Source organism: Enterobacter sp. 50588862 (assembly GCF_001462935.1).
Taxonomy (GTDB): domain Bacteria; phylum Pseudomonadota; class Gammaproteobacteria; order Enterobacterales; family Enterobacteriaceae; genus Enterobacter; species Enterobacter bugandensis.
In genome coordinates, this window is record NZ_LNHM01000021.1 from 556514 (window position 1) to 573039 (window position 16526).

Genomic DNA, 16526 nt, shown 5'->3' on the forward strand with positions numbered 1-16526 from the left:
AAAAGAGACTTCACTGCTGACCGCTTATGGCGCGGTTCTAGCAAATTCGGGGTAACGGCTCAGCGTGCGGCAGATCCAGCGTGCGCTTCACGCCATAAAGTCCGGTCAGGCGCACCCCTTTGCGCTCAACCACGTCGCCAATGATGGCCGCATCTTTCCCTAAGGGATGCGCTCTCAGCTGTTCAAGTACGGCTTCCGCCGCCGAACGTTCCACGCCGATCGCCAGCTTGCCCTCGTTGGCAAAGTTTAGCGGGTCAAGCCCTAAAAGCTCACACAGCCCCCGCACGGCAGGCTTAACGGGCAGGTCGCGCTCGCTCAGTTCAATCCCGCACCCGCTGCTTGCGGCGAACTCGTGGACAACGGCATTCACCCCGCCCCGGGTAGCGTCGCGCAGGGCTTTGACGCCCGGGATGTCGCGCAGCGTCTGGATAAGCGGGGTGAGCACCGCGCAGTCGCTGCGAAGCTCGCCGTCCAGCCCTAAGCCTTCGCGCAGGTTCAGGATGGTTGCCCCGTGGCAGCCCAGCGTTCCGGTTACCAGCAGCACGTCGCCCGCGCTAAGGCGTTGCGCGCCCCAGTGAACGTCGGCGGGGATCGCCCCCATTCCGGCGGTGTTGATGAAGAGTTTATCCGCCGCGCCGCGCTGGACCACTTTGGTATCGCCGGTGACGATGGCGATTCCCGCCTCACGGGCGGTATGCGCCATGCTGTTGACCACTGCCGCAAGCGTCTCCATCGGTAATCCTTCTTCGAGGATAAATCCGCACGAGAGGTAGCGCGGAATGGCGCCGCTGACGGCCACGTCGTTGGCCGTACCGCAGACGGCGAGCTTGCCAATATCGCCGCCCGGGAAGAACAGCGGGTCAATCACGTAGCTGTCGGTGGAGAACGCCAGCCGGTCGCCGTGTGCGGTGAGGGTTGAGAACGCGATGCGCGCCTGATCCTCCTGCTCGGCGAGCCAGGGGTTATTAAAGGCCTCCATGAACAGCCGGTTAATCAGCTGCTGCATCGCCTGTCCACCGCTTCCGTGCGCCATTTCCACCGTGTTCATGCTTCACACTCCTGGTTGCGATACTGATACCACGCGGCGCATGCCCCTTCAGAGGAGACCATCAGCGCGCCAAACGCGGTTTGCGGGTTACAGGTGTTGCCAAATAGCGGGCAGTGATGAGGTTTGCATTTGCCGGTAAGCACCTCGCCGCAGCGGGACCGGGGATCGTCGCATACCTGCTGCGGCTGCGGGCGGAAGTGCGCTTCGGCATCAAATTCGCGATAGGCAGGCGTCAGGCGCACGCCGGATTCCGCAATCAGCCCCAGCCCGCGCCACTCGCTGTCGCCCTCAACGCTAAACACGTCGGCAATCGCCTGCTGCGCCCGTTCATTTCCCGCATCGGGCACCACGCGGCGGTACTGGTTTTCGACCGCGCTCAGGGACGCTATTTTCTGCTCAACCAGCATGGCTACGCCTTGCAGTAGATCAAGCGGTTCGAAACCAGCCACCACTAACGGACGATTGTACTGATCAGCGATAAAACCGTAGGCGTCTGTGCCAATCACCATGCTGACGTGGCCCGGCGCCAGAAACGCATCGATGCCGTTGTCTGGCTCTTCGAGCAGGCTGCGCAGCGTGGGAATGAGCGTAATATGCTGGCAGAAAAAGAAAAAGTTAGTGACGTTGCGCGCTTTCGCCTGCTGCAGCGTGATGGCCGTAGCGGGCATGGTGGTTTCAAAACCCAGCCCGAAAAAGACGACCTTGCGCTCAGGGTTAGCCTGTGCCAGCGTCAGGGCATCCATCGGCGAGTAAACGATCCGCACGTCCGCGCCGCGCGCCTTCGCCTGCAACAGCGAGCCGTTTTTCCCCGGCACGCGCATCGCGTCGCCAAAGGTGCAGAAAATGACATCGGGCTGGCCGGCAATTTCGATGCAGCTGTCGATACGCCCCATCGGCAAAACGCACACCGGGCAGCCGGGGCCGTGAATAAACTCGATGTTCTCCGGCAGCAGCTGGTCGAGGCCAAACTTGAAGATGGCGTGCGTGTGCCCGCCGCACACCTCCATGATCCGCAGCGGCCTTTCGTTCGTGTAGTCCAGCAGCGCCGCGCGCGTTTTCAGATGTCCGATAAGCTGCATCACCTGTTCTGGCGCGCGGTATTCATCAACGTAACGCATAGGCTAGCGCTCCTCGCCGTACAGGAGCGCGCCCACGTCCGGCTCCACGTCAAACATGTTTTGCAGCGCGTCCAGCGTGTCGCGGGCTTCCGCTTCGTTAATCACGCTCATCGCAAACCCCACGTGGACCAGCACCCACTGGCCGAGGCGCGACGCGCCCGTCTCATCGGTGCTGCCCACCAGCGTCAGGTCGACGTCGCGCAGGATCCCGCAAACCTCCACTTTGGCCTGATTGCCGTCGAGGGAATGGATTTGTCCCGGTACGCCTATGCACATCGTTCGCTCTCCAGCCAATCCAGCCAGGCGTCCATGCCGTCGCCGCGCGTGGCGGAAACCAGCAGGATGTGAATGTCCGGGTTCACCTCGCGGGCATAGGCCAGGCACTTATCCACGTCGAAGTTCAGGTACGGCAGCAGATCGACTTTGTTCAGCAGCATGAGGGAGGCGGCGGCGAACATGTGCGGGTACTTCAGCGGCTTGTCCTCCCCTTCGGTCACGGAGAGCACCGCCACTTTATGCCGTTCGCCGAGGTCGAAGCTTGCCGGGCAGACCAGGTTACCGACGTTTTCGATAAACAGGATGCCGTTATCCGCCAGCGGCAGGCGAGGGGCGGCGTCGGCAATCATCTGCGCATCCAGGTGGCAGCCCTTGCCGGTGTTAACCTGAATGGCGGGCGTCCCGGTTTCGCGGATGCGCGCTGCGTCGTTAACGGTTTGCTGATCGCCTTCGATCACCGCGCAGGAGATGCGTTGGTTCAGCCGTTTGAGGGTTTCGGTCAGCAGGGTGGTTTTACCGGAGCCGGGGCTAGAGACCAGGTTGAGCACCAGCTGTTGACGCGCGGCAAAGCGGGCGCGGTTGCGGGCGGCAAGCTGGTTATTTTTGTCCAGCACGTCGATCTCCACCTCCAGCATCTGGCGCTGGCTCATGCCCGGCGCGTGGGTGCCCGCTTCGCCGTGGCCGTAATGCAGGTCGCCCGCGTCGGAACGCTGCGGCGCAAAGGTGATGCCGGTCAGGGCCGCCGCAGGACGCGGGGCAGGGGAAAAAGGCGCGGAGCGAAACGCGGAGTGGGGACGGTGTTCATCCCCTTCTATATACAGGTTGCCTTCGGCGCAACCGCAGGTGCTACACATACATTACTCCTTCTCAATTTCGAGGCGTTGGATCTGCATACCGTCATCCGCCACGATGCGAAGACCCGTGCTCTGACACTGCGGGCAGCGCTGAACCTTTGATGAGAGCAGGGTGACGTACTGCTGGCACTGCTTGCACCAGCACTCCGCCTGCTGCTCGTCGATATGCAGCGCGCAGCCTTCCGCCAGCGTGCCGCGGCACACCAGCTCAAAACAAAAGTTCAGGGCGCTGGTCTCGACGCAGGAAAACGCCCCGACCTTCAGCCAGACGCCAGTGACGCGCTTCGCGTGGTTCTGCACAGCCTGCTGTTCGATAAGTTCCAGAGCCCGCTGGCAGAGGGTGATTTCGTGCATGACGCCTCCTCAATGATTTGCGCCAGTAAATGCAATAACGGTGCCAGCTTGATTTGCGTTACGGCGTGACGATGTCAGCGCTGTCGAAATGACACGTCGACACGGCGGCGTTGACAGTGTCTTTTTTAATAAAAATCATTCAAATCAACACATTAAAAACTGGCACGGAATCTGCTTAACAGCCGCTATCTCCATTAACCGGATACCTTCTATGACTATTTGGGAAATTAGCGAAAAAGCGGATTACATCGCGCAGCGCCACCAGCAGCTTCAGGATCAGTGGCACCTCTACTGTAACTCTCTGGTTCAGGGGATCACCCTGTCAAAAGCCCGACTGCATCATGCAATGAGCTGTGCGGCGCAGGGGGATATGCGCTTTGTCCTGTTCGGTCATTTCACGGTCTTTGTGACCCTGGCAGACAGCTTTAACAGCCACACCATCGAGTACTACGTTGAGAATAAAGAGGGTGAAAAACAACGTATTGCGCAGGCGCAGCTGATGGCCGACGGCATGGTCGACGGCTACGTCAGCAACCGCGATCGCCAGCAGGTACTTGAGCACTATCTGGAGAAAATCGCGCCGGTTTACAACGGTCTCTACGCCGCGGTTGAGCACGACTTGCCGGTCGACCTCAAACAGCTCGTCGCGGGAAAGGCCCCCGCAAATCTTGCCAGATAACCGAATGTCGAAAAGTGTCGATGAGACAGTTTTTCGTCGTCAAAAATGACCATCACCAGAGGATTGCCCGGTGAACCGTTTTGTAATTGCTGACTCGACGGTCTGTATTGGCTGTCGGACCTGTGAGGCGGCGTGTTCGGAAACGCACCGCCTGCACGGGCTGCAGTCCATGTCGCGCCTGCGCGTCATGCGTAATGAGAAAGAGTCTGCGCCGCAGCTCTGCCACCACTGTGAAGATGCCCCTTGCGCGGGCGTGTGTCCCGTCAATGCCATCACCCGCGTCGATGGCGCGGTCCAGCTGAACGAAAGCCTGTGCGTGAGCTGCAAGCTGTGCGGCATCGCCTGCCCGTTCGGTGCCATTGAATTCTCCGGCAGCCGCCCGCTGCATATCCCGGCGAACGCCAATACCCCGAAAGCGCCGCCTGCGCCACCGGCTCCGGCATGCGTGAGCACGCTGCTGGACTGGGTGCCCGGCATCCGCGCTATCGCGGTGAAGTGCGACCTGTGCAGCTTTGACGAACAGGGCCCGGCCTGCGTGCGGACCTGCCCGACCAAAGCGCTGATCCTGGTTAACATCCGCGATATCGCCCGCACCAGCAGGCGCAAGCGCGAGCTGACCATTAATACCGACGTCGGCGATCTTTCGCTTCTGCAGGCGCTTAACGAGGGGGCGAAATGAACGCGATATTTATGATTAACAGCGCCGTGGCGTACTTTGCCGCTGCCGCCGCGCTGGCGCTGGTGTTCTCTTTCCATAAAACCCTGAGCGGCTGGATAGCCGGTATCGGCGGGGCGGTCGGCAGCCTGATGACGCTGGCGGCGGGCGGTGTCGTCCTGCTCGGCGGACAATCCGTGGAAACACTCATGCCGCTGATTCGCCACACCGTGGCGATTACGCCGCTGAACGCCATCTGGCTGGTGACCTTTGGCCTGTGCGGGCTGTTTATCAGCCTGTTCAATATTGACTGGCACCGCCATCAGCAGACCAAAGCCAACGGCCTGCTGGTCAATCTGCTGATGGCCGCCGCGGTCTGCACGGTTATCGCCAGCAACCTCGGCGCGCTGGTGGTGATGGCCGAAATCATGGCGCTGTGTGGCGTGTTCCTGACCGGCTGCAGCGCCTCCGGCAAGCTATGGTTTGCGCTCGGACGCCTCGGCACGCTGCTGCTGGCGCTGGCCTGCTGGCTGGTGTGGCAGCGTTTCGGCACCCTGGATTTTGCCGCGTTTAACGGCCAGCCGCTGGGGAACGACGTCTGGCTGCTGGGCGCAGTCGGTTTTGGCCTGCTGGCCGGGATTATCCCGTTGCACGGTTGGGTCCCGCAGGCGCACGCGAATGCCTCTGCGCCCGCCGCCGCGCTGTTTTCGACGGTGGTAATGAAGGTCGGTTTGTTCGGTATCCTGACGATTACCCTGACGGGCGGTCAGCCGCCGCTGTGGTGGGGGGTAGCGCTGCTGATTGCGGGGATGATCACCGCATTTGTCGGCGGCCTGTACGCCCTGATGGAGCACAACATCCAGCGTCTGCTGGCGTACCACACCCTGGAAAACATCGGGATTATCCTGCTCGGCATGGGCGCGGGCGTCACCGGGCTGGCGCTCAACCAACCGGCGCTGATTGCCGCCGGGTTTATCGGCGGTCTGTATCACCTCGTCAACCATAGCCTGTTCAAGAGCACCCTGTTCCTCGGCGCGGGCAGCGTCTGGTTCCGCACCGGCCATCGCGATATTGAAAAGCTCGGTGGGATTGGCAAAAAGATGCCGATGATTTCACTCGCCATGCTGGTGGGGCTGATGGCGATGGCCGCGCTGCCGCCGCTGAACGGCTTTGCCGGGGAGTGGGTGATCTATCAGTCCTTCTTCGCGCTCGGCCAGAGCGACGCGTTTATCGCGCGGCTGCTCGGCCCGCTGCTGGCGGTGGGCCTGGCGATTACCGGGGCGCTGGCGGTGATGTGCATGGCGAAAGTCTACGGCGTCACCTTCCTCGGCGCGCCGCGCACCCGTGAAGCGGAGAACGCCTGCTGCGCCCCGGTACTGATGGCCACCAGCGTGGTCGCGCTGGCGCTGTGCTGCATTGCGGGCGGGGTTGCCGCGCCGTGGCTGCTGCCGCTGCTGGGCCACGCCGTTCCGCTGCCGCTGGCGACGGCGCATACCGTTGTCTCCCAGCCGATGATGGCGCTGCTGCTGATCGCCGGGCCGCTCCTGCCGTTCGTGCTGATGCTGTTCTTCAGACGTGACCGTCTCGCCTCCCGTTCGCGCGGCGCGGCGTGGGCCTGCGGCTACCAACACGAGCCGTCGATGGTCATTACCGCCCACGGTTTTGCCATGCCGGTGAAGGAGAACTTCGCCGCCGTGCTGAAGCTGCGCCAGTGGCTTAACCCGCAGGGCTGGGTGCCGGGCTGGCAGAGTGCTGCCGTGCCCGTGCTGTTCCGCCGACTGGCGCTGATCGAGCTGGCGGTGCTGGTAGTGATTGTGATTTCACGAGGAGCCTGACATGAGTCTTTTACTGGCAATTCTTCAGGCGCTGGTGCTGTTCGCCGCCGCGCCGCTGCTGTCGGGCATCACGCGCGTGGCGCGCGCCCGAATGCACAACCGTCGCGGGCCTGGCGTGCTCCAGGAGTACCGCGATCTCTTCAAACTGCTCTCTCGCCAGAGCGTCGCGCCGGATGCCGCGGGCTGGGTGTTCCGCCTGACGCCGTTCGTGATGGTCGGCGTGATGCTCACCATCGCCACCGCGCTGCCAGTGGTCACGGTAGGCTCGCCGCTGCCGGTGCTCGGCGATCTGATTACGCTCATCTACCTCTTCGCCATCGCGCGCTTCTTCTTTGCGATTGCGGGCCTGGACACCGGCAGCCCGTTTACCGGCATCGGCGCCAGCCGCGAGGCGATGCTCGGCGTGCTGGTTGAGCCGATCCTGCTGCTGGGGCTGTGGGTGGCCGCGCAGGTTGCAGGTTCGACCCACATCAGTTTTATCACCGACACCGTTTACCACTGGCCGGTGGCCCGCTCCATCCCGCTCGTGCTGGCACTCTGCGCCTGCGCGTTCGCCACGTTTATTGAGATGGGCAAGCTGCCGTTCGATCTCGCGGAAGCGGAGCAGGAGCTACAGGAAGGGCCGCTCACCGAGTACAGCGGCTACGGCTTCGCGGTGCTGAAGTGGGGCATCATCCTTAAGCAATTGGTGGTGTTGCAGATGTTTGTTGGCGTTTTCTTCCCGTGGGGGCAGATGACGCACTTCTCTGCAGGCGGCCTGCTGCTGGCCGTGGTGGTTGCCGCCCTCAAGCTGCTGGTCGGCGTGCTGGTCATCGCCCTGTTTGAAAACAGCATGGCGCGCCTGCGTTTTGCGGCAACCTCGCGCATCACCTGGGCCGGTTTTGGTTTTGCATTTTTAGCGTTCGTCTCCTTGCTGGTGGCGTGATTAAAGAGAGTGTTTATGTCTGAAGAAAAGAAAGGTCAGCAGTATCTCGCCGCGTTGCATCAGGCTTTCCCCGGCGTGGTGCTGGAGGAGTCCTGGCAAACCAAAGATCAGATCACCATTACCGTGAAGGTGAACTACCTGCCGGAAGTGGTGGAGTTTCTCTATTACCAGCAGGGCGGCTGGCTGTCGGTGCTGTTCGGTAACGACGAGCGTCAGCTGTGCGGTAACTACGCGGTGTACTACGTGATGTCGATGGAGCAGGGCGAGAAGTGCTGGCTCACCGTGCGCGTCGAAGTCGACCCGAATAAGCCGGAATACCCGTCCGTGACGCCGCGCGTTCCTGCCGCCGTCTGGGGTGAGCGCGAGGTGCGCGACATGTACGGCCTGGTGCCGGTCGGCCTGCCGGACGAGCGTCGTCTGGTGCTGCCGGATGACTGGCCGGATGAACTCTATCCGCTGCGTAAGGACAGCATGGATTACCGCCAGCGTCCGGCCCCGACCACCGACAGCGAAACCTACGAGTTCATCAACGAGCTGGGCAGCAAGAAGAACAACGTGGTGCCGATCGGCCCGCTGCACGTCACCTCCGACGAACCGGGCCACTTCCGCCTGTTCGTCGACGGCGAGAATATCATCGACGCCGACTACCGCCTGTTCTACGTCCACCGCGGCATGGAGAAGCTGGCGGAAACCCGCATGGGCTACAACGAGGTCACGTTCCTCTCTGACCGCGTGTGCGGCATCTGCGGCTTCGCCCACAGCACCGCCTACACCACCTCGGTGGAGAACGGCATGGGGATCGTGGTGCCGGAGCGCGCGCAGATGATCCGCGCCATTCTGCTGGAGGTGGAGCGCCTGCACTCGCACCTGCTGAATCTCGGCCTTGCCTGCCACTTCGTCGGCTTTGACTCCGGGTTTATGCAGTTCTTCCGCGTGCGCGAAGCGTCGATGAAGATGGCGGAGATCCTCACCGGGGCGCGTAAAACTTACGGCCTGAACCTGATCGGCGGGATCCGCCGCGACCTGCTGAAAGACGACATGATCAAGACCCGCCAGCTGGCGCAGCAGATGCGCCGGGACGTGCAGGAGCTGGTGGACATGCTGCTCAGCACGCCAAACATCGAGCAGCGCACCGTCGGGATTGGTCGCCTCGATCCGGAAATTGCCCGCGACTTCAGCAATGTCGGCCCGATGGTGCGCGCCAGCGGCCACGCCCGCGACACCCGCGCCGATCACCCGTTCGTCGGCTACGGCCTGCTGCCGATGACCGTGCACAGCGAACAGGGCTGCGACGTTATTTCTCGCCTCAAGGTGCGTATCAACGAGGTCTACACCGCCCTGAACATGATCGACTTCGGCCTGGACAACCTGCCGGGCGGTCCGCTGATGGTGGAGGGCTTCACCTACATTCCAAACCGCTTTGCCCTCGGCTTTGCCGAAGCGCCGCGAGGGGATGATATCCACTGGAGCATGACCGGCGACAATCAGAAGCTCTACCGCTGGCGCTGTCGCGCGGCGACCTACGCCAACTGGCCTACCCTGCGCTATATGCTGCGCGGTAACACGGTCTCTGACGCGCCGCTGATCATCGGCAGCCTCGATCCATGCTACTCCTGCACCGACCGCATGACGGTGGTGGACGTGCGCAAGAAGAAAAGCCAGGTAGTGCCGTACAAAGAGCTTGAGCGCTACAGCATCGAGCGCAAGAACTCGCCGCTGAAATAAGGACACGCCATGTTTACCTTTATCAAAAAAGTGATCAAAACCGGCGCGCAGACCAGCAGCTATCCGCTGGAGCCGATCCCGGTGGATAAAAACTTTCGCGGCAAGCCGGAGCACAACCCGCAGCAGTGCATCGGCTGTGCGGCCTGCGTCAACGCCTGCCCGTCGAACGCCTTAACGGTGGAAACGGATCTTAAAACCGGCGAGCTGGCCTGGCAGTTTAACCTCGGGCGCTGCATCTTCTGCGGCCGCTGCGAGGAGGTCTGCCCGACGGTCGCCATTCGACTTTCTCAGGAGTACGAGCTGGCGGTGTGGAAAAAAGAGGATTTTCTCCAGCAGTCGCGCTTCGCGCTGTGCAATTGTCGCGTCTGCAAGCGTCCGTTCGCCGTGCAAAAAGAGATCGACTACGCCATCGCGCTGCTGCAGCACAACGGCGACGCCCGCGCGGAGCATCACCGCGAAAGCTTCGAAACCTGCCCGGAGTGCAAACGTCAGAAGTGCCTGCTGCCGTCCGACCGCATTGATATTACCCGCCATATGAGAGAGGCCAGCTGATGGAAAACTTACTCGGCCCGCGCGACGATAACGGCATTCCGGTGCCGCTGACGGTGGAGGAGTCCATCGCCAGCATGAAGGCGTCGCTACTGAAAAAAATCAAACGCTCAGCCTACGTCTACCGCGTGGACTGCGGCGGCTGCAACGGCTGTGAGATCGAGATCTTCGCCACCCTGTCGCCGCTATTTGACGCCGAGCGCTTCGGCATCAAAGTGGTACCGTCCCCGCGTCATGCGGACATTCTGCTGTTTACCGGGGCGGTGACCCGCGCTATGCGATCGCCCGCGCTGCGCGCCTGGCAGTCCGCCCCGGATCCGAAAATCTGCATCTCCTACGGCGCCTGCGGCAACAGCGGCGGCATCTTCCACGATCTTTATTGCGTCTGGGGCGGCACCGACAAAATCGTGCCGGTGGATGTCTATATTCCGGGCTGCCCGCCGACGCCTGCCGCCACGCTGTACGGCTTTGCGATGGCGCTCGGCCTGCTGGAGCAGAAGATCCATGCCCGCGCACCTGGCGAGATCGACAACCAGCCCGCGGCCATTCTGCATCCGGACATGGTCCAGCCGCTGCGCGTGAAGGTGGACCGCACGGCGCGCAGGCTGGCGGGCTATCGCTACGGGCGTCAGATTGCCGACGATTACCTGCGCCTGCTGAGCCAGGGCGACCATCAGGTGGCGCGCTGGCTGGAAGCGGAAAACGATCCGCGTCTCAATGAGATCGTGGCAAACCTGAACAGCATTGTGGATGAGGCGCGTATCCGATGAGTGAAACGGTGGTGTTCAGCCAGCTGAGCCGTAAGTTTATTGATGAGAACGATGCCACGCCGGATGCGGCGCAGCAGGTGGTCTATTACAGCCTGGCGATTGGGCACCACCTCGGGGTGATCGACTGTCTGGAGGCGGCGCTAACCTGCCCGTGGACGGAATACCTGGCGTGGATCGCCACGCTGGAGGAGGGCAGCACCGCGCGGCGCAAGATGGAGGGCGTGCCGAAGTATGGCGAGATCGTCATCGACGCCAACCATATCACAATGCTCGCCAACGCCTTTGACGCGGCGCTCGGCAGGCAAACCCCGGCGCAGCAGGCGTGGAGCAAAACGCTGCTCGGCATGCTGCACGATATTCATCAGGAGAGCGCCATCTACCTGATGGTGAGGAGATTACGTGACTGACGTTTTACTGTGTGTCGGCAACAGCATGATGGGCGACGACGGCGCGGGCCCGCTGCTGGCGGAGATGTGCGCCGCAAAACCGCAGGGCGACTGGGTGGTGATTGACGGCGGCAGCGCGCCGGAAAACGATGTGGTCGCCATTCGCGAGCTGCGTCCGGAAAGGCTGTTGATTGTCGATGCCACCGATATGGGGCTGAACCCGGGCGAAATCCGCCTGATTGATCCGGACGACATCGCCGAGATGTTTATGATGACCACCCACAATATGCCGCTGAACTACCTTGTCGATCAGATCAGGGACGACGTGGGCGAGGTGCTGTTTTTGGGTATCCAGCCGGACATTGTCGGGTTTTATTACCCGATGACACCGGCGGTGAAAGAAGCGGTGGAAGAGGTGTATTCGCGGCTGGCGGAGTGGGTTGGGGATGGAGGGTTTTCTCCGCTCTGAGCAGTGCCGGGTGGCGGCTACGCCTTACCGGGCCTACAAAACCGTAGGCCCGGTAAGCGCAGCGCCACCGGGCAACTGGCTACGCCAGATCCGCCCCGTTACTCGCAATCACCTTTTTATACCACCAGAACGATTTCTTGCGCTTGCGGTCCAGCGTCCCGTTGCCGGCATCGTCGCGGTCAACGTACACAAACCCGTAGCGCTTGCTCATCTCGCCCGTTGAGGCCGACACCAGGTCGATGCAGCCCCAGGTGGTGTAGCCCATCAGCGGCACGCCGTCCTCAATCGCATCGCCCATCGCGCGGATATGCTCGCGCAGGTAGCTGATGCGGTAGTCGTCGTTGATCTCGCCGTTTTCATCAATGACGTCCTTCGCTCCCAGGCCGTTTTCCACCAGGAACAGCGGCTTCTGGTAGCGGTCGTACATCATGTTCATGGTGATACGCAGGCCGAGCGGATCGATGCCCCAGCCCCACTCGCTTACCTGAATATGCGGGTTACGCAGGGACTTCACGATGTTTGCCGCGCTGGTGTTGCCCGCGTTCATGTCCGCCGACGCGCAGCGCGAGGCGTAATAGCTGAACGAGACAAAGTCGACGGTATTTTTCAGCAGTTCGTCATCGCCTGGGTCTTTCACAATCACGACGCCTTTCTCGCGGAACACGCGGGCGGAGTAGGCCGGATAGCTGCCGCGCGCCTGCACGTCGATAAAGAACAGGTTCTCGCGGTCTTTCTCCAGCGCCATCCACACGTCTTCCGGTTTGCAGGAGTACGGGTAGAAATTTCCGCCCGCCAGCATGCAGCCGACCTGGTTTTCCGGGTTCACCTCGTGAGCGATTTTTGTCGCCAGCGCGCTCGCCACCAGCTCGTGGTGCGCGGCCTGGTATTTCACCTGATCCTCGTTTTCACCTTCCTCAAACACCAGCCCCGCGCCGGAAAACGGGCTGTGCAGCATGATGTTGATTTCGTTGAAGGTCAGCCAGTATTTCACCAGCCCGTTAAATTCCTCGAAGCAGGTGCGGGCGTAGCGGGCGAAGAAATCGACCATCTTACGGTTGCGCCAGGAGCCGTACTCCGTCACCAGGTGCATCGGCACGTCGAAGTGGCAAAGCGTTACCAGCGGCTCAATGTTGTACTTTTTACACTCTTCAAACACCGCCCGGTAGAAGGCGATGCCCTCTTTATTCGGCAGCGGCTCGTCGCCGTTCGGGTAGAGGCGACTCCAGGCAATCGAGGTGCGGAACACCGTAAAGCCCATCTCCGCCATCAGGGCGATGTCTTCTTTATAGCGATGGTAAAAATCAATCGCTTCATGGCTCGGGTAAAACTCATCGTCACGCAGCGAAAAACGCTTTTCCTTACCGAGCTTCACCGTCAGGCGGTTTGCGCCGTGGGGGATCATATCGACCGTCGTCAGCCCTTTGCCGCCTTCACGGTAAGCACCTTCACTCTGGTTGGCGGCAAGCGCGCCGCCCCATAAAAATCCTTGTGGAAAAACAGACATTCTTACCTCGCTTTCAATTTATGCTTTTGCTGCGTTGTTCTGTACCGGTGCGGTCTGCAGGGCGCGCGCTTTTTCAGCCTCGTCTTCGACCGGGATATCCTCAAACCCTAACAGCAGGGTCAGAACAAATGACAGCACCACGGCCAGCCCCATTACGCCAAACACCCAGACGATGGTCATCGGGTTGGCCGGGTCGAAGAACTGCACGCTGGTAAACAGCCCCGGCGCCGCCATTGAGTGGCTGGCAAGGCCTGCCATACCCGCCACCGCGCCGCAGATAAAGCCGCTGATCAGGCTCGCAATCAGCGGACGCTTCAGGCGTACCGCTACGCCGTACAGGGCCGGTTCAGAGATCCCCGCCATGATGGCGGAGGCCGCCGCGGCCAGCGCCGTCTGGCGCAGTTCCGGGTTTTTCGTTTTCCATGCCACCGCCAGCGACGAGCCGCCGAGCGACAGGTTGGCGCCGATTTCTGACGGCATCACCATTCCTTCTTTGCCCGTTTCGGCAATGGTCTGAATGATGGTCGGCGTAAACACGCGGTGCATCCCGGTCATCACCAGCAGCGGCCACAGCGCGCCCATGATGGCGACGGAGAGCCAGCCCAGGTAGCCGTGAATGGTGTAAACCAGCGCGGAGATGGCGCTACCGATCCAGATCCCCAGCGGGCCAATCAGCACGATGGCGAGCGGGGCGGCAATCAGCACGATCAGCATCGGCTTGAGGAAGTTTTTGGTCACCGCCGGGGTGATGCGATCCACCCAGCGTTCGATATACGACAGGCACCAGGTCATGACCAGCGCCGGGATAACGGTATAGGTGTATTTCACCGCCGTCACCGGAATAAAGGCGAACTCAACGTGCTCCCCCTGCGCGGCTTTCGCCATCAGCTCGATAAAGCTCGGGTGCACCAGCACGCCCGCGATGGCAATCGCCAGCGACATGTTGGTTTTAAACTTCACCGCCGCCGAGGCCGCCACCATCAGCGGCAGGAAGAAGAACGCCCCGTCGCCTATGACGGTCAAAATGGTGAGCGTCGGCGCGCCTTTTTCCAGCACGCCAGTCATTTCGAGGATCATCGCCAGCAGCTTGACCATCGAACCGCCGATGATTGCCGGGATCAGCGGCGACATGGTGCCGATCAGCGCGTCGAGGATCCCGGCACCAATGCGGCGTAACGTCAGCTTCTGCGGGCCTTCCGGTACCACGGGCTGCAGGTCAACGGGCAGCAGGCTCACTACTTCGCGGTACGCCTGTGAAACCGTGTTGCCAATAATCACCTGGCACTGGTTGTCGTTACGCACCACGCCAAGCACGCCGCTGATGCTTTTCAGGCGCGCAACGTCGGTAAGATTTTCGTCTTTCAGAACGAAACGCAGGCGCGTCATGCAGTGGGTGACGGCGACGATGTTCTCTTTGCCGCCCAGCGCGCTGATAACGTCGTTTGCCAGCGCAGCGTAGTTTTTGGCCATCGGATCTGTTCCTGTTATCGTTGTGTGAAATGTAGGAAACCGGTTCCACATAATCATCATGAGTTTCTTTTGTTGAAACAAGACCGCTTTTTGGACATTTTTTCTTTTCGTGATGAAGATCGCAGTGGGGTGTAGAAAGCGTGACGTCGTCGCTGCGACAATTTTTTCGCGGTGCAGTACACTGCCCGCATGAGTTTCGGATGGAAGAACAATATGACCACGATGCTGGAAGTGGCGAAGCGGGCAGGCGTATCGAAAGCGACTGTCTCCCGGGTGTTGTCGGGCAACGGCTACGTTAGCCAGGAGACCAAAGACCGGGTTTTTCAGGCCATTGAAGAGAGCGGCTATCGCCCGAACTTGCTGGCGCGAAACCTGGCGACCAAACGCACCCAGACGCTTGGGCTGGTAGTGACCAACACCCTGTATCACGGCGTCTACTTTAGCGAGCTGCTGTTTAACGCCGCGCGGATGACGGAAGAAAAAGGGCGGCAGCTGATCCTCGCCGACGGCAAGCACAGCGCCGAAGAAGAGCGCGAGGCGATCCAGTATCTGCTGGATATGCGCTGCGATGCGGTAATTATCTACCCGCGTTTTCTGAGCGTGGAAGAGCTGGACGAGCTCGTCGAGAAATGCGAGCAACCGATTATGGTGCTTAACCGCCGCCTGCGGAAAAACAGCAGCCACAGCGTCTGGTCCGATCATAAAGCCTCGTGTCAGGACGCGGTGTCGCAGCTGATTGCGAAAGGGCACCGGGAGATTGCCTTTATCACCGGTTCGCTGGATTCCCCCACCGGGGTTGAGCGTCTTTCCGGTTACAGGGATGCGCTGGCGCAGCACGGTATTGCAGCGCGTGACGCGCTTATCGCCGAAGGGAAGTGGAACCCGGCCAGCGGCGCGGCGGCGGTCACTCAACTCCTCTCCCGCGGCGAACCGTTTACCGCGCTGGTGGCGAGCAACGACGATATGGCGATCGGCGCCATCAAGCAGCTGCACGACAGCGGCGTCGCCACGCCGGACGCGGTGTCCGTCATCGGCTTTGACGACGTGGCGATTGCGCCCTACATCGTGCCGTCGCTCTCCAGCGTGCGTATTCCGGTGACGGCGATGATCCAGGAGATCGTCAGTCGCCTGATTTTCATGCTCGACGGCGGAGAGTTCAAATATCAGCAAACCTTTTCTGGCGAGCTTGTCCTGCGCGACTCCGTTACCGATGGCCCGCACCGCTGACGTCGACATCTGTCATCGTCACTAATGACGATGACAGAAACGCTGCGTTTTTATTATTCTTAAAAATCAGTGTGTTAAATGTTGGCACGGTTTATGAATAGCTTCGCGCATAACAGTTATGCCGGAGAAGCAGATGAACCGTTTTATTATGGCCGATGCCAGCAAGTGCATTGGTTGCCGTACCTGTGAAGTGGCGTGCGTGGTTTCCCACCAGGTGGAGCAGGATTGCGCCTCTCTCACTCCCGATACCTTCCTGCCGCGCATTCACGTCATTAAAGGTGTGAATATTTCCACCGCCGCCATCTGTCGCCAGTGCGAAGATGCGCCGTGCGCGAACGTCTGCCCGAACGGGGCGATTAAGCGCGAGAAGGGCTTTGTGCACGTGATGCAAGAGCGCTGCATCGGCTGCAAAACCTGCGTGGTGGCCTGTCCGTATGGCGCGATGGAGGTGGTTGTCCGCCCGGTGGTGCGCAACAGCGGCATGGGGCTGAGCGTGCGGGCAGAGAAAGCCGAAGCCAATAAATGCGATCTTTGCTATCACCGCGAAGCCGGCCCGGCCTGTATGGAGGCCTGCCCGACGCACGCGCTGGTCTGCGTGGATCGTGACAAGCTTGAGCAGATGAGCGCAGAAAAACGCCGTCGCGCGGCGTTCGACACCTCGTCATCGCTGCTGTTTTAAGCT

General features: G+C 61.1%; 18 protein-coding genes. 11 read left to right on the forward strand and 7 right to left on the reverse strand.

The annotated features are described in order from the left end of the window. Positions 1–37 precede the first annotated feature (37 nt). Genes hypE through hypA form a run of 5 tightly spaced genes read right to left on the reverse strand, consistent with a single transcriptional unit; the run spans position 38 to position 3650 of the window. Complete coding sequence (gene hypE / locus APT89_RS10510) at positions 38–1048, reverse strand: hydrogenase expression/formation protein HypE (RefSeq protein WP_060572275.1); 1011 nt, start codon at positions 1046–1048, stop codon at positions 38–40. After that, entirely contained in the window at positions 1045–2166 is a 1122-nt protein-coding gene (gene hypD / locus APT89_RS10515) for a hydrogenase formation protein HypD (protein WP_060572277.1), read from the reverse strand. Before hypD ends, hypE begins: the two co-directional genes overlap by 4 nt. Positions 2167–2169: 3 nt before the next feature. Then, complete coding sequence (locus APT89_RS10520) at positions 2170–2442, reverse strand: HypC/HybG/HupF family hydrogenase formation chaperone (protein ID WP_028014219.1); 273 nt, start codon at positions 2440–2442, stop codon at positions 2170–2172. After that, positions 2433–3296 (reverse strand): hydrogenase nickel incorporation protein HypB, encoded by an 864-nt coding sequence (gene hypB / locus APT89_RS10525; protein WP_060572279.1) that lies wholly within the window; start codon positions 3294–3296, stop codon positions 2433–2435. The genes APT89_RS10520 and hypB overlap by 10 nt, the downstream gene beginning before the upstream one ends. 3 nt (positions 3297–3299) lie before the next feature. Next, positions 3300–3650, reverse strand: coding sequence for a hydrogenase maturation nickel metallochaperone HypA (hypA, locus tag APT89_RS10530; protein ID WP_060572281.1), 351 nt, complete (start codon positions 3648–3650; stop codon positions 3300–3302). Positions 3651–3861: 211 nt separating this feature from the next. On the opposite strand from hypA, the gene hycA reads away from it, so the two are divergent. The 9 genes from hycA to hycI all read left to right on the forward strand — a co-directional run bounded on the left by hycA (position 3862) and on the right by hycI (position 11643). Further along, entirely contained in the window at positions 3862–4329 is a 468-nt protein-coding gene (gene hycA / locus APT89_RS10535) for a formate hydrogenlyase regulator HycA (RefSeq protein ID WP_048956606.1), read from the forward strand. A 70-nt stretch (positions 4330–4399) separates the two neighbouring features. After that, complete coding sequence (locus tag APT89_RS10540) at positions 4400–5008, forward strand: 4Fe-4S dicluster domain-containing protein (protein ID WP_060572283.1); 609 nt, start codon at positions 4400–4402, stop codon at positions 5006–5008. Continuing rightward, positions 5005–6819 (forward strand): formate hydrogenlyase subunit 3, encoded by a 1815-nt coding sequence (gene hycC, locus APT89_RS10545; protein WP_060572286.1) that lies wholly within the window; start codon positions 5005–5007, stop codon positions 6817–6819. The genes APT89_RS10540 and hycC overlap by 4 nt, the downstream gene beginning before the upstream one ends. A 1-nt stretch (position 6820) precedes the next feature. Next, entirely contained in the window at positions 6821–7744 is a 924-nt protein-coding gene (locus APT89_RS10550) for a respiratory chain complex I subunit 1 family protein (protein ID WP_060572288.1), read from the forward strand. 15 nt (positions 7745–7759) lie between these two features. After that, positions 7760–9469, forward strand: a complete 1710-nt coding sequence (gene hycE / locus APT89_RS10555) for a formate hydrogenlyase subunit HycE (RefSeq protein ID WP_041908476.1) — start codon at positions 7760–7762, stop codon at positions 9467–9469. Positions 9470–9478: 9 nt separating this feature from the next. Further along, positions 9479–10021 (forward strand): formate hydrogenlyase complex iron-sulfur subunit, encoded by a 543-nt coding sequence (locus tag APT89_RS10560; protein WP_041908477.1) that lies wholly within the window; start codon positions 9479–9481, stop codon positions 10019–10021. Further along, positions 10021–10788 (forward strand): NADH-quinone oxidoreductase subunit B family protein, encoded by a 768-nt coding sequence (locus APT89_RS10565; RefSeq protein ID WP_028014210.1) that lies wholly within the window; start codon positions 10021–10023, stop codon positions 10786–10788. The genes APT89_RS10560 and APT89_RS10565 overlap by 1 nt, the downstream gene beginning before the upstream one ends. Then, a complete protein-coding gene (locus APT89_RS10570) occupies positions 10785–11195 on the forward strand; it encodes a formate hydrogenlyase maturation HycH family protein (protein ID WP_028014209.1) in 411 nt (136 codons plus the stop codon). The genes APT89_RS10565 and APT89_RS10570 overlap by 4 nt, the downstream gene beginning before the upstream one ends. Next, entirely contained in the window at positions 11188–11643 is a 456-nt protein-coding gene (gene hycI / locus APT89_RS10575; protein WP_060572290.1) for a hydrogenase maturation peptidase HycI, read from the forward strand. Before APT89_RS10570 ends, hycI begins: the two co-directional genes overlap by 8 nt. Positions 11644–11722: 79 nt before the next feature. On the opposite strand, the gene APT89_RS10580 is transcribed toward hycI, so the two are convergent. Then, entirely contained in the window at positions 11723–13147 is a 1425-nt protein-coding gene (locus APT89_RS10580; protein ID WP_060572292.1) for a 6-phospho-beta-glucosidase, read from the reverse strand. Between the two features lie 18 nt (positions 13148–13165). Further along, positions 13166–14617, reverse strand: a complete 1452-nt coding sequence (ascF, locus tag APT89_RS10585) for a PTS cellobiose/arbutin/salicin transporter subunit IIBC (protein ID WP_045261256.1) — start codon at positions 14615–14617, stop codon at positions 13166–13168. Positions 14618–14830: 213 nt separating this feature from the next. On the opposite strand from ascF, the gene APT89_RS10590 reads away from it, so the two are divergent. Both APT89_RS10590 and hydN read left to right on the forward strand, forming a co-directional pair. Continuing rightward, positions 14831–15844, forward strand: a complete 1014-nt coding sequence (locus APT89_RS10590) for a LacI family DNA-binding transcriptional regulator (protein ID WP_032644912.1) — start codon at positions 14831–14833, stop codon at positions 15842–15844. Positions 15845–15977: 133 nt separating this feature from the next. Beyond that, the gene (gene hydN / locus APT89_RS10595) at positions 15978–16523 is read left to right on the forward strand and encodes an electron transport protein HydN (protein ID WP_045261257.1); all 546 of its coding nucleotides are present in this window, start codon (positions 15978–15980) and stop codon (positions 16521–16523) included. Positions 16524–16526: the final 3 nt, after the last annotated feature.

What these genes read in the sequence shown, in the direction of transcription:
- ascF (WP_045261256.1), bottom strand. Translation starts at nt 14,617, where the DNA reads ATGGCCAAAAACTACGCTGCGCTGGCAAACGACGTTATCAGCGCGCTG.
- hycC (WP_060572286.1), top strand. Translation starts at nt 5,005, where the DNA reads ATGAACGCGATATTTATGATTAACAGCGCCGTGGCGTACTTTGCCGCT.
- hypD (WP_060572277.1), bottom strand. Translation starts at nt 2,166, where the DNA reads ATGCGTTACGTTGATGAATACCGCGCGCCAGAACAGGTGATGCAGCTT.
- APT89_RS10520 (WP_028014219.1), bottom strand. Translation starts at nt 2,442, where the DNA reads ATGTGCATAGGCGTACCGGGACAAATCCATTCCCTCGACGGCAATCAG.
- hydN (WP_045261257.1), top strand. Translation starts at nt 15,978, where the DNA reads ATGAACCGTTTTATTATGGCCGATGCCAGCAAGTGCATTGGTTGCCGT.
- APT89_RS10550 (WP_060572288.1), top strand. Translation starts at nt 6,821, where the DNA reads ATGAGTCTTTTACTGGCAATTCTTCAGGCGCTGGTGCTGTTCGCCGCC.
- hypA (WP_060572281.1), bottom strand. Translation starts at nt 3,650, where the DNA reads ATGCACGAAATCACCCTCTGCCAGCGGGCTCTGGAACTTATCGAACAG.
- hycA (WP_048956606.1), top strand. Translation starts at nt 3,862, where the DNA reads ATGACTATTTGGGAAATTAGCGAAAAAGCGGATTACATCGCGCAGCGC.
- APT89_RS10580 (WP_060572292.1), bottom strand. Translation starts at nt 13,147, where the DNA reads ATGTCTGTTTTTCCACAAGGATTTTTATGGGGCGGCGCGCTTGCCGCC.
- APT89_RS10565 (WP_028014210.1), top strand. Translation starts at nt 10,021, where the DNA reads ATGGAAAACTTACTCGGCCCGCGCGACGATAACGGCATTCCGGTGCCG.
- APT89_RS10590 (WP_032644912.1), top strand. Translation starts at nt 14,831, where the DNA reads ATGACCACGATGCTGGAAGTGGCGAAGCGGGCAGGCGTATCGAAAGCG.
- APT89_RS10570 (WP_028014209.1), top strand. Translation starts at nt 10,785, where the DNA reads ATGAGTGAAACGGTGGTGTTCAGCCAGCTGAGCCGTAAGTTTATTGAT.
- APT89_RS10560 (WP_041908477.1), top strand. Translation starts at nt 9,479, where the DNA reads ATGTTTACCTTTATCAAAAAAGTGATCAAAACCGGCGCGCAGACCAGC.
- hycE (WP_041908476.1), top strand. Translation starts at nt 7,760, where the DNA reads ATGTCTGAAGAAAAGAAAGGTCAGCAGTATCTCGCCGCGTTGCATCAG.
- hypE (WP_060572275.1), bottom strand. Translation starts at nt 1,048, where the DNA reads ATGAACACGGTGGAAATGGCGCACGGAAGCGGTGGACAGGCGATGCAG.
- hypB (WP_060572279.1), bottom strand. Translation starts at nt 3,296, where the DNA reads ATGTGTAGCACCTGCGGTTGCGCCGAAGGCAACCTGTATATAGAAGGG.